The 11665-nt window shown below is 74.5% G+C and carries 9 protein-coding genes; 5 read left to right on the top strand and 4 right to left on the bottom strand.

Annotated elements, in window-relative coordinates; genetic code table 11:
- Positions 1-275: 275 nt before the first annotated feature.
- Positions 276-734, bottom strand: coding sequence for a flavodoxin family protein (locus tag IE244_RS17590; RefSeq protein WP_191874465.1), 459 nt, complete (start codon positions 732-734; stop codon positions 276-278).
- A gap of 103 nt (positions 735-837) precedes the next feature.
- Here IE244_RS17590 and IE244_RS17585 point away from each other — a divergent pair, with 103 nt between their 5' ends.
- Positions 838-1782 (top strand): GNAT family N-acetyltransferase, encoded by a 945-nt coding sequence (locus IE244_RS17585; RefSeq protein WP_229854167.1) that lies wholly within the window; start codon positions 838-840, stop codon positions 1780-1782.
- 88 nt (positions 1783-1870) lie between these two features.
- Complete coding sequence (locus IE244_RS17580; RefSeq protein WP_191874464.1) at positions 1871-2563, top strand: lipoprotein; 693 nt, start codon at positions 1871-1873, stop codon at positions 2561-2563.
- A 117-nt stretch (positions 2564-2680) separates the two neighbouring features.
- On the opposite strand, the gene IE244_RS17575 is transcribed toward IE244_RS17580, so the two are convergent.
- On the bottom strand, positions 2681-4693 hold the full coding sequence (locus tag IE244_RS17575) for a DUF1996 domain-containing protein (protein WP_191874698.1): 2013 nt from the start codon (positions 4691-4693) through the stop codon (positions 2681-2683).
- Positions 4694-5062: 369 nt separating this feature from the next.
- Between IE244_RS17575 and IE244_RS42035 the strand changes: the two genes are divergently transcribed.
- Entirely contained in the window at positions 5063-6748 is a 1686-nt protein-coding gene (locus IE244_RS42035; protein WP_229854166.1) for a C40 family peptidase, read from the top strand.
- A 163-nt stretch (positions 6749-6911) separates the two neighbouring features.
- Complete coding sequence (locus IE244_RS17565) at positions 6912-8276, top strand: FAD-dependent oxidoreductase (RefSeq protein ID WP_191874463.1); 1365 nt, start codon at positions 6912-6914, stop codon at positions 8274-8276.
- A gap of 132 nt (positions 8277-8408) precedes the next feature.
- Here the strand turns inward: IE244_RS17565 and IE244_RS17560 are convergent, their stop codons facing one another.
- Both IE244_RS17560 and IE244_RS17555 read right to left on the bottom strand, forming a co-directional pair.
- Entirely contained in the window at positions 8409-9410 is a 1002-nt protein-coding gene (locus tag IE244_RS17560) for a hypothetical protein (protein WP_191874462.1), read from the bottom strand.
- Positions 9407-9790, bottom strand: a complete 384-nt coding sequence (locus IE244_RS17555) for a PadR family transcriptional regulator (protein WP_191874696.1) — start codon at positions 9788-9790, stop codon at positions 9407-9409. The genes IE244_RS17560 and IE244_RS17555 overlap by 4 nt, the downstream gene beginning before the upstream one ends.
- A gap of 358 nt (positions 9791-10148) precedes the next feature.
- Between IE244_RS17555 and IE244_RS17550 the strand changes: the two genes are divergently transcribed.
- Positions 10149-11426, top strand: a complete 1278-nt coding sequence (locus IE244_RS17550) for a hypothetical protein (RefSeq protein ID WP_191874461.1) — start codon at positions 10149-10151, stop codon at positions 11424-11426.
- Positions 11427-11665 lie beyond the last annotated feature (239 nt).

Below are 11665 nucleotides of genomic sequence, written 5' to 3'. Positions count from 1 at the left end.
CGCCGGCGGGGCGCGGCCCCGGTCCCATCGTCGGCCAGGGACAGCGGGCCCGCACCTTCATCCGTCCAGGCGGCCGGTGGGCACGGGCATCGCCGTCGCTCCCGGGCCGGGCGCTGACGGGCGCTCACCACCGGTGTGCCGGGCTCGCGGTCGCCGGTGGTGCCGTCGGGCCCGGGGCCGCGCGGATCACCGGGCGTGACGGTGCGACGGTCACTCCGGTGGCCGCAGGGCCGCACCGGCCCTGCGGCCCTGGCCCGGACGGCCCGGCGCGTCCCTCATGCGCCGGGCATCAGCCCCGCCGCGACCGTGGCCCCCAGCTCCCAGCACGCCTGCGTCCCGGCCTTGCCCGGCTCGCCGGTGACGGTCACCGCGTCGGCCGCGCGGCGCCAGCCGAGGCCGGTGGTGACGGCCTCGATGGCGCGGACGGCGCCCGTGACGTCATTGCCGCCGTGGACGTAGTAGCCGAAGGGACGGCCACGGGTCTCGTCGAGGCAGGGGTAGTAGATCTGGTCGAAGAAATGCTTCAGCGCGCCGGACATGTAGCCGAGGTTCGCCGGTGTGCCGAGCAGATAGCCGTCGGCTTCGAGGACGTCGGCGGCGGTGGCGGACAGGGCCGCCCGCCGGATCACGCGGACGCCCTCGATCTCCGGTGTCGTGGCGCCGGAGACGACGGCCTCGAACAGCGCCTGGCAGTGGGGTGACGGGGTGTGATGGACGATCAGCAAGGTAGGCACACCCCGCACCCTGCCGTGCGCCCGCGGCGCCCCGCAAACGGCGGGCGTGGCGGCGGGCACGGCGGGGTAGAGCCTGGGCACGGGATGGACGGGAGGGACTGCCGTGACCGGCACGGGTGCACTGGGGTCCGGCCTTCGCCCGCGGTGGCTGCCGGCCGGCTACCGGTGCCGGCCGGTGACGACGGCCGACGCGGCCGCGGTCCACCGGCTGGTCGTCGCGTGCGAGCGGGCGCTGGACGGCCGCGCCCTGACCGGTGCCGACCGGATCAGCGCCGAACTGACACTGCCCGGCCTGCGCCCGCGGGAGGACACCCTGCTCGTGTGCGACCGCGCGGGCGGGCCGGCCGGGTACGGCTGGGTCAGGGGACATCGGGCCAGGGTCCATGTGCACCCCGCGCACCAGGGGCGGGGCCTCGGCAGCGGGCTGCTCACCTGGGCCGAGACCCGGGCGCGGGACCTGGGCGGCGACCGGCTCGCGCAGACGGTCTCCGACAGCGACGGCGCCGGGACCGCGCTCCTGCGCGCCGGCGGGTACTCCCGGCTGGTCACCGAATGGCTGCTGGAGATCGCGCTGCCGCGGGAACCGGCTATGCCCGGCCCGCCGGCGGGCATCACCGTACGTCCGTTCCGGCCCGGCGACGAACCGGCCGCCTACCAGCTCACCGAGGACGCGTTCGACGAGTGGCAGCCGCGGCGGAAGAGCTACGCGGAGTGGGCCCGGCACACCGTCGAACGGGCCACGTTCCTGCCGGCGGCCTCACCGGTGGCCCTCGCCGACGGCCAGATGGTCGGGGCGGTGCTGTCACTGGACGTGCCGGACCACGACGAGGGCTACGTCGAGCGGGTCGCGGTACGGCGCGACCACCGCGGCCGGGGCATCGCCCGCACGCTGCTGTGGGAGGCGTTCCGCACCTTCCACCGCCGGGGCAGGCCGGCCTGCACCCTGTGGACCCACTCCGGTGCCGGCGCGCTCCCGCTCTACCAGCGCCTGGGCATGACCGTCCGGCACAGCTCCACGGTCTACTGCAGGGCACTCGTCACGGGCTGACCCGGGCCGGGCGGCGCGCGCCGGTGCGCGCCGCCCTGTCGGTGCCCTCGGTTACAGTGGCGCCTCCTGAACAGGAGGGGAGAGGTAGGTGCAGGTCGGGGTGGGGTCCGTGCGGGGCGGAGTGGTCCTGGCGGTGGCACTGGCGGCGGTGCTCGGCGGATGCGCGAAGTCGCCGGACGGCGACGCGAAGAGCGCTTCCGGCGCCTTGGCGAGCGCCGGCGGCGAAGGGACCGGGGCGACGGCGAGCGGCGGTTCGATCGGCGCGGCCGGTTCCCGCTGCGAACTGCCCGTCCGTTTCGCCGTCGCCAAGGGCTGGAAGGCCAGGGCGGTCGACGCCGAGAAGGAACTGTCGAAGACCTCGAAGGGCTCCGACGGCGACCTGAGCGGGGCGTTCGCCGACGCGTTCCTGCGCCAGGGACCGGTCACCACGGCCTGTGAGATCGACGCGAAGCCGGCGGGTCACATCGGCTTCCTGCGGGTGTGGACCGGCAAGCCGGGGGACGCGGACGCGGGCGATGTGCTGCGCCGGTTCGTCGCCGCGGAGGACAACGTCAGCAAGGAGAAGTACCGCTCCGTCAGGACGGGCGGCGGACTGCGCGGCGTGGAGGTGGAGTACCTCTACACCAGCAAGCTCCTGGAGGAGACCAAGAAGGAGACCGCCTTCGCGGTCAGCACACCCGACGGTCCGGTCGTGCTGCACCTGGGCGGCATGGACAGCGAGGAGCACGACGCCATGCGGCCGGCGTACGAACTCGCGAAGCGGACGCTCAAGCTGGGCTGAGCGCGGCCGCGGGGCAGCGCTCAGCCCACGGTCGTGGTGCTGCTCCGCGCACGGCGCGGCGGCCCACCGCGGGGAGCGGGCCGCCGCGCGGCGTTCGGCCGGCGCGGGCGGGGGCGGTCAGTACCGCAGACGCCTGGCCCGGAGCAGCATGATCAGACCCGACAGGGCGAGCAGGATGCCGAGGGCCGCCGGCCACAGATGCGCCCCGGTCTGAGCGAGTGCGCCCTGCCCGCCCTGGGGTTCGGGCTGCGCGGTGGCCGGCGGGACATGTCCGGCGGCGGTGGCCTGTGCGGGTGCGGACGGGGTGGGCGGGGACTGGACGGGCGCGGACTGGTCGGGCGCGGACGTGGCCGGTGCCGGTCCGGTCGAGCCGCTCTGCTTGCCGGTGCCGTGGTGCCGGGTGGACGGGGCCGGGCTGGTGGACCGGTCCTGCTGGGCGGGCGAGCCCTGGTCCGTGGGCTTGTGCTGCTCGGCGGGCCGGCCCTGCCGGGTGGGGCGGTCCTGCGGGGTGGGCTGGTCGTGCCGGGTGGGGTGGTGCGGTGTGATCGTCGCGTCGGTCCTCGGCTTCTCGGTGGGCCCGGACGCCGTGGGCCCGGACGCCGTGGGTGCCGGCGCGGCGGTGGCCGTGCCGCCGGGCTGCTCCGTCGTACCGCCGCCCGGGGCGGTCGTCGTGCCGGTGCCGGAACTCGCCGTGGGCGCCGGCGTCGTACCGGAGCCGTCACCGCCGGGGCCGCAGGTGCGGCCGGAGTTGATGCAGTCGACCATCTCGCGCATCAGGTCCTCGTCGAAGACGTTGATGAAGTCGCCGTGGTCGGTGACGGGCTTGTGCAGTTGCTCGGGGAAGGAGTCGACCGCGAAGAGCGGAACCGTACGGCCGCCGTCCTGGAGGCTCGGCGCCTTGACGTCGTAGACGATGCGCTGCACGAGCTGCGGAATGGCGCGGAAGCCGGCCGGACAGGAGCCGTCGGGGGCGGTGAAGGCCACATGGGTACGGTGGTTGGCGCTGTCGATGTTGCGGCCGTCCCAGCAGCTCTGGAACCGGAAGCTGCGCACCACGTCGCTGCCCGGCGGGCACAGCGGGTACTTGTCCTTCAGCTGCCGGTCCTCGTAACCGGTGCAGCTCCAGGACGCGTTGGCGTTGCCGGGGCCGTTGACGAAGGCCTTGGCGTCGCCGGTGATGACGCGCAGGAACCGCGGCATGGCGGTGACCTTGTCGCGCGGGTTGCCCACGAACGTCAGCGTCACCTGCTTGGGCGTGACGATCTGACCCGCGTTGCCCTCCGTGCCGCCGCCCGGGGACGCGGCGTCCCGTTCCTGCGTGCCGTTCTGCAGGCGCAGCACCGGCCAGTAGTAGGTGGACTTGTCGCCCTGGTCGGCACAGCTCGTCCCGGCCCGGGCGAGGTCGTCGTCGCTCGCGAAGGCGTTGTTGCCCTGGTTGCCGACGTAGTCGTGGAAGTGGTGGGCGCCGTTGGAGACGCCGGGCGCGACGATCACGTTGTCGGAGTTGAACAGGCCGTTCGCGTTGACCCCGCAGGAGGAGCTGAAGGTGCCGCGGGAGGCGCCGGCCTGCTGGGCCGGTGCCGGCAGGCCCGGCTGTACGGAGGTGATGTCCGCGTAGTCGGAGACGACCGGCCCGTTGCCGCCCTGCCCGGCGCCGGTCTGCTGCGCACCGCCGGTCGGCGAGGCGGTGGCCTGAGCACCGGCACCGGCACCCGCGCCGTCGCCGGGGCGCAGGGTGCAGGCGGCCAGGTCGTCCAGGCCCTGCGGACGCTCCCCCACCCGGTCGACGGCGTCGGCGATCCGCCCGATCGCCGCGGCCCGCTGCTCCTTCAGAGGGTTCATGATCGTGGCGTCGACGGAGCCGGCGGCCTGACCCGTGGCCTGACCCGACTGCTGCAGCTGCCGGTAGGCCGCCGCCGTCTGCCGGTCCAGCAGGGCGAGTTCGCGGTCCACGTCGGAACGGGCGGCGTCCGGTACGGCGGTGAGCCGGCTGCCGACGTCGGGGCAGTCGATCGTCGCCATGCCCGTGGACAGGACGTGGCCGGTCCCGTTCGCGCCGGACCCGCCACCCCAGCTCTCGGTCGCCGAGGCGTAGACGTTGGCCGCGACGAGGCCGCCCCCGCCCAGCATCAGGGCGACCGCTGCGAAGGTCGCGCGTCGTACGCCGGTCGGGCGTCTGCGGTTGTTGCGTGCCAAGGTCGTCCCCTGTGTGATGTGTGCGCCGGTCGGGCATGGAGCTCCCCGGCCTCATACGGAGGAGGGCGGCGATGTGTTCAACGGTCTCGCGAATTCACCGGGACCTCACAGGAAGACGCGAGCCCCTCCCCTTCCCTTTCGAACGTCACCGCGAACATCACAAATACGTATCGGACATTCCACGCCTCAACCTTCACACGAGGTACACATGTTGGTTAGGTTGACGCGAGGCCGCCCGGCGCTCGACCGAGCCGGACGAGTCGGCCCAACTGCCCTGCGGGGCAAGGAAGGAGCCTGTCTTCCATGGCGCCGGAGAGCCGCGACGAAGGTCCACAGCGGGACGAGGTCCGACAGCGGGTCAACTCCCTCTACGACCAGGCCGAGAACGCGACCGGGAACTACAACGCGACCCGGGCCATGGCGGCGGTGACGCGCTCGCGGGGCGTTCCGCTGGCCAAGCGGCCGGGCCGGCGGCCGGATCCCGCTCTCGACGAGGTCGCCCGGCCGTGGTTCGAGGGGGCGCGGGCCAAACTCGGTCCGACCGTCCCGGCCGTACTGCCCGCCGACCGGCTGCCCGACCGCCCGGCGACACCCGGGCGCTCCCGGGAGTGGCGGGGCGGCGGACCTGCGGGCGGCACACCGGACGGCCCGGGAACGGGCCTGTCGGCCCGACGGCCCGAGGCGCTGGAGCGGGCCACCGACCGCGCGGTGGCCGAGCTGACGGCCGGCCCGGCGCCGGACCCGGAGCAACTGGCCCTGGCCGCACGCGAGAGCGGCCGCGCGGCGCTGCCCGGCCCCCGTCGCCCTGAACTCCCGGGCTGGGCGCCCGAGCCGACCGACACGGCCCAAGCGGGTGTGCGCGGCGGGAGCGCGGCGGAACTGGCGCTGCCGGGTCCCTCAGCCCTGGTGGGTGTAGCGGCCGACCTCGAAGCACCGCGAGCGGTACCGGGACTTCCCGGCCCCGGGCTTCCGGCGGAACCGGCCGGCCCGGGACCCGTCGAGACGGCCGTCCTCCCGACGGCCGGGCCGTCCGCGCCCTGGGGCACCCCGGCCCTGGCACCGGGGGCGCTCCCTGGCCCCCGCACGCCGGGCCGACCGTCCCCCGCCGCGTCCAAGGCCGACAACCAGCGCAAACTCGCCGCCGCGAGTGATGTGATCTCCCGGTACGCCGCCCAACTGGTCTCCGCCGCGGCCGTTCCCGCCACGGCCCTGCCGCCCGCGGCCATCGCCCCCGCGCCACAGGCTCCCCCCTCGGCCGCGCCTCCCGCGCTCCTCGCTCCCGCACCGGCCCCTTCCGTCGAAACGGCACCGCTCACGCCGATGACGGCCACCCTCCCCGCGCCCCAGCCGCCCGCCTACGTTTCGCCCACGCCACCAGCCCCCATGACGGCCGGGCCCGTTGCGGCCGCCCCGGCCACCTCCGTGCAGCCGGGGCCCGTCACGGCCACACCACCGCCATCCGTCGCGCAGCTCTCCCCAGACCCCGGAACGGGCCAGTGGCAGCAGCCGCCGTGGGCGTCACCCGACATGGCGGCGACCGCGATGCCGGCCGGGGCCCCCTGGTCCTCCACCACCGTGGCCTCCGTGACCGACACCGGTTCCCTGGCGCCCCTTGCCGAGTCACCGCGGACCACGCGGGCCGCCAAGGCCATCGCGTTCGCCCGGGCACAGATCGGGAAGCCCTGTGTGTGGGGTGCGACGGGGCCGGACTCCTACGACTGCTCCAGCCTCACCCAGGCCGCCTGGAAGGCCGCCGGGGTCACTCTGCCCCGGTCCGCGCACGAGCAGGCGCTCGCCGGCGCCTCGGTCACCCTCGCCGGGATCGAGCCCGGTGACCTGGTCCTGTTCTTCGACGACGACCGGCACGTGGGCCTGCACGTCGGCGGCGGAATGATGGTGCACGCCCCGGGCCCGGGATCGTCGATACGCGAGGAGTCGGTCTACGGCGCCGGGGAGTCGGCGATCCACCGGGTCGTGCGGCCCGCCTGACCGCCCCGGACGCCGGCACGTCCGCCACCCCCATAAGGCACCGCTGCAGACCTCATAAGATCCCCTTATGAGGTCATAGACCGGACCCGCGTACCTACTTAGGTCTGCCTTAGTTTAGGCTTCCCGATCGAGTCGCTTATTCACGCTCGAAGGGAACCTGATCATGCCGCGCCCCCTGCGGGTAGCCATCGTCGGAGCCGGCCCCGCCGGGATCTACGCCGCCGACGCCCTGCTCAAGTCCGAGGTGGCCGCCGACCCCGGTGTGTCCATCGACCTCTTCGAGCGGATGCCCGCCCCGTTCGGCCTGATCCGGTACGGCGTCGCGCCCGACCACCCGCGCATCAAGGGCATCATCACCGCCCTGCACCAGGTGCTCGACAAGCCGCAGATCCGGCTGTTCGGCAACGTCGACTACCCGTCCGACATCAGCCTGGACGACCTGCGCGCCTTCTACGACGCGGTGATCTTCTCCACCGGCGCGATGGCCGACCGCGAACTGTCCATACCCGGCATCGACCTGGCCGGCTCCTACGGCGCGGCGGACTTCGTCTCCTGGTACGACGGCCACCCGGACGTCCCGCGCACCTGGCCGCTGGAGGCCGAGAAGGTCGCCGTCCTGGGTGTCGGCAACGTCGCCCTCGACGTGGCCCGCATCCTCGCCAAGACGGCCGACGAGCTGCTGCCGACCGAGATCCCGCCGAACGTCTACGACGGGCTGAAGGCCAACAAGGCCCTGGAGATCCACGTCTTCGGCCGCCGCGGCCCCGCCCAGGCGAAGTTCAGCCCGATGGAGCTGCGCGAGCTGGACCACTCGCCGAACATCGAGGTCATCGTCGACCCCGAGGACATCGACTACGACGAGGGCTCGATCGAGACCCGGCGCGGCAACAAGCAGGCCGACATGGTCGCCAAGACGCTGGAGAACTGGGCGATCCGCGACGTGGGCGACCGGCCGCACAAGCTGTTCCTGCACTTCTTCGAGTCCCCGACGGAGATCCTCGGCGAGGACGGCCAGGTCGTCGGCCTGCGCACCGAGCGCACCGCGCTGGACGGCACCGGCAACGTCAAGGGCACCGGCGAGTTCAAGGACTGGGACGTCACGGCGGTCTACCGCGCGGTCGGCTACCTCTCCGAGAAGCTGCCCAAGCTGCCCTGGGACATCGACTCGGGCACCATCCCGGACGAGGGCGGCCGGGTCGTCGAGGAGGGCGGCACCCCCCTGCAGTCCGCCTACGTCACCGGGTGGATCCGGCGCGGCCCCGTCGGCCTGATCGGCCACACCAAGGGTGACGCCAACGAGACCGTCGCCAACCTGCTGGACGACTACGCGAACGGCCGGCTGCAGACCCCCGCCTCGCCCGAACCGGAGGCCGTGGACGCCTTCCTCGCCGAGCGCGAGGTCCGCTTCACCACCTGGGAGGGCTGGTACAAGCTGGACGCCGCCGAGCGGGCCCTCGGCGAGCCGCAGGGCCGCGAGCGCGTGAAGATCGTCGAGCGTGAGGACATGCTGCGGGAGAGCGGGGCGTAGGTCCCGGATTCCGCGGGGGTGGTGAGGGGCCGGCGCGCCGGCCCCTCACCCCGTTCAGCCCGGGTCCGACACACCGTCCGGGCCTGTGGACAACTCGACCCCGACGCCTGCGAGGTCCGGCGGGGAGCCGGCTCAGCGGGCCGCGAGCTCGCGGCACCCGGCCACCGCCAGGACCACGATCAGCAGGGCGAGCGCGGCCGCCTGGACGAGATCGCCGCCGAGGTACCCGGCGGCCTCCGGCAGCCCGAGCCAGGGGTAGACGGCGGAGACGCGCACGGCCAGCAGGAGCAGGCCGAGCACGGCGAGGGCGAGTGCGCCGCCGGGCGCGACCGGCTCCCCGCGGCGGACGGTCCACAGCAGCCAGCCCAGGGCGCCGACGACGAAGCAGTTGGCGGGGCCCCACACCAGGTCGGCGGCGGCGGGCAGCAGCACCAGGGACGCGCCGGTGACCACGCACGCCGCCATGAAGACCACACCGGGGGTCCCCGCCGGCAGCCGGGCCGCAGGCGCGTCGCGGTGGTGGGCGGCGCACAGCGCGAGGGCCGGGAGCCACGCGAGCAGCGCCAGCGTCACGACGAACGCCGGCTCCACGATGGGCGTCGCGCCGGTCAGCGAGGACACCAGCGGCCACAGGGTGGGCAGCGCCGCCACCAGGACACCGGTCCGGGCGAGGCGGCGACGGCCGTACAGCAGGCCGAAGTAGGCGGCCGTCCAGCCCAGCGGCAGGACCCACTGGGCGACGGCGACCGTGTCCGCGAGGGGGCCGTGGCCGGTGAACTCCGAGAGGAACAGCCGCCGTTGTGCACCTCCCCGGGTCAATGACCAGGTCAGCTGCAGGATCGGCTCGACGACGGCGGAGGCCGCCAGGAGCAGGACGGCGGCCAGTGCGAAGAGCCGGGCGCCCGATCCGAGCAGGACGTAGGGACGGGGTGCCCCGGCCGCGCCGAGGCGACTGCGCACCGCCAGGGCGGCGATGCTCGCCACCTCGCCGAGCGTCGGCCGGCTCTGGTCCTGCGTGTCGCGGTCGAGGTCACCCACGTACGTCTCGACCATCTCCTCCTCCCGTTCGCGCCGGTAGTAGGCGGGGAGCAGGCGCAGGACGGTGCGGTAGCGGGCCTCCAGCAGCGTGGTCATGCGTAACCTCCCGCGAGTCCGGGTGCGGTGGGGGGTTCGAGCCCGGCCGGGCCCTCGGCGGCGGGGCGGACGCGGCGGCCCTCGGCGATGCGCCGCTTGGCCGCCCCGGCACCGGCGGCCATCCGCTCGGCCTCCGCGTCCAGGGCCGCGACCCCGTCGTCGGTGAGCCGGTAGTAGCGCCGCAGCCGGCCCTGCTGGACCTCTTCCCGGTCCAGCACGATCAGGCCGTCCGCGGTGAGCCGGTCCAGCACCCCGTACAGCGTGCCGACCCGCAGCTGCACCTCTCCGCCGGACAGTTCCTCCGTCTCACGCAGGATGCCGTAGCCGTGCCGGGGCTGGTCGGCGAGCGCCGTGAGGACGAAGAACGCCGCCCGGGTCATGTTCTTCGCTGTCATGGAGCCATGATATATCGCCTGCCGATATATATCGAGTGCTGGACACCAGGGCGACGACGCCTTGGGTGGCGTGATTCCGGCGGATGAACGGGGTCCGCCCCTGAGCGGATGGACGGGCGGACCCCGCTCGCCGGACCATTGTGGGCGGCGCACGAGGCCACGACCACGTGTGAAGGACGGCCTCCCGACGCATGCCCCACGCGCCCCGGGTGAAAGGCGCGCGTCCTGTGCGCGGGGGCGCACAGCCGCCGCCACACGCCGGCCTCCGGGCCCCCGGACGACGGCACGCCGGGCCGAGCGGTGATACTGGGAGACGCACCCGCCCCCATCAGCAGATTGGCTCATGTCGAACTCCGCCACGGACCGCGCCACCATCCCGCAGACCCTCTGGGCGGCCCGCGGCCGCCACACCGGTCCCGCCCCCGAGGAGGTCGTCCGCCGCACCCTGGACCGGCACAGGGAGAGCGGGGACATCGACGACTTCGCCGAACCCCCCGTGCCCGAGGAATCGGACCGGCGGGTCTTCGAGGCACGCTGGCGGGCCGGCGGCACGGTCACCGTGCGGGCCCGGCTCACCCTCGTGGCGCGTGAGGGCCGTCCGCAGGGCCACGAGTGGCGGCTCGTCGCGGAGGCCGAGCGCCCGTGGGACGAGGCGTGGCCCTCACCGGCGACGCTGTTCTGGCCCGCGGACGGTGCCGGCGAGGACGGTTCCTGGGACCACCACGCCTCGGTCGCAGGGCTGCGCTTCCGGCAGGTCAACGCCCTGCCCGCGGACGACAAGGAGATGCGGCGCAGGCTGCGGGACGCGGCGCGCGAGGCGTGGTGCGTCAACGTCGTCGTCCACGAGGCGATGACCCCCGACGAACAGGGCCGGCTGCCGCTGGCCCGGCTGCTGCCGCCGGGGCTCAGGCACCGCGTGGTGGAGCACCGGGCCGCGCCGCACCAGTTCCGGGCCGTCAACTGGGCGCTGAAGGACCTCGGCGTCGAGGTGCCGCGCGGCGGCGCCGTACTGCTGCCCCCGGACCCCGCTCCGGAGGGTTACGACGGCCACGAGCACCGTGTGCGCAGCGTGTTCCTGGACGGCTCCGAGCCGGCCGAACTCGTCGCGGCCCTGCGGCACTTCGCCGCCCTGCCCCGGCCGCTGCCGCGCGAGGTCGAGGAGTCCCTCACCGACCTGCGGGAGAACTGGACCCTGCTGACCCTCCAGGAGGAGCTGGAGCGGGAACGGCGGCTGGTCACCGTGTACGCCGAGGCGCTGGAGGCGATGACGAAGTCCCGGGACCTGTACAAGGAGGCCGCCGAGCAGGCCCTGGAGGCCCTCGCCGCCTACCGTGACGTGCCGGCGCCGGCCCCGCCGCAGCAGCGGCCCGAGTCCCGGACGCCGGGTGCGCTGCAGCCGCTGACCCGGACGTTCGAGCGGCTCAGGTTCGCGGCCAAGGTGCGGCGCCAGTCCGGGCCCGCCCCGCAGAGCGCGGCCGGGGACCCGCCGAACGGCGCACCGGGCACGCTGACTCCGGCTCCGGACACCCTGCCGCCGGCCCCGGACACGCCGGCGTCGGCCGCACCCGCGGCGGAGAGCGGCGGCAAGGAGACCGCCGACGGCACGGAGCGGCCGGCGTAGCCCGCACGCCCGCCCGGCCGTCGTACCTTTCCGGCTGTCGTGCCTGCCCAGTTGTCGCGCCGTCGCAGCCGCGGTGAAGCCGGGGGACCGGGAGGCCGGCGCGGCCGTCACCGTCGAGTCCATGAGCCGGCGTCGCCGTGCCCGCCGGAGCGCCGGTCGGCGTAACCGCCTGGTTTGAGCCCGCCGGTCGGCGCAACCCTTCCCATAGGAGCCCCTTCCCACAGGAGCGGAGTGCCGGC

This window comes from Streptomyces filipinensis (genome assembly GCF_014649495.1).
GTDB classification, from domain to species: domain Bacteria; phylum Actinomycetota; class Actinomycetes; order Streptomycetales; family Streptomycetaceae; genus Streptomyces; species Streptomyces filipinensis.
The sequence above is the reverse complement of the archived record's forward strand: the minus strand, read 5'-3'. Positions and strand labels throughout refer to the sequence as shown.

Coding starts and splice junctions, on each gene's coding strand:
- IE244_RS42035 (WP_229854166.1), top strand. CDS start 5,063: ATGGCGCCGGAGAGCCGCGACGAAGGTCCACAGCGGGACGAGGTCCGA.
- IE244_RS17560 (WP_191874462.1), bottom strand. CDS start 9,410: ATGACCACGCTGCTGGAGGCCCGCTACCGCACCGTCCTGCGCCTGCTC.
- IE244_RS17565 (WP_191874463.1), top strand. CDS start 6,912: ATGCCGCGCCCCCTGCGGGTAGCCATCGTCGGAGCCGGCCCCGCCGGG.
- IE244_RS17555 (WP_191874696.1), bottom strand. CDS start 9,790: ATGACCCGGGCGGCGTTCTTCGTCCTCACGGCGCTCGCCGACCAGCCC.
- IE244_RS17550 (WP_191874461.1), top strand. CDS start 10,149: ATGTCGAACTCCGCCACGGACCGCGCCACCATCCCGCAGACCCTCTGG.
- IE244_RS17575 (WP_191874698.1), bottom strand. CDS start 4,693: ATGCTGGGCGGGGGCGGCCTCGTCGCGGCCAACGTCTACGCCTCGGCG.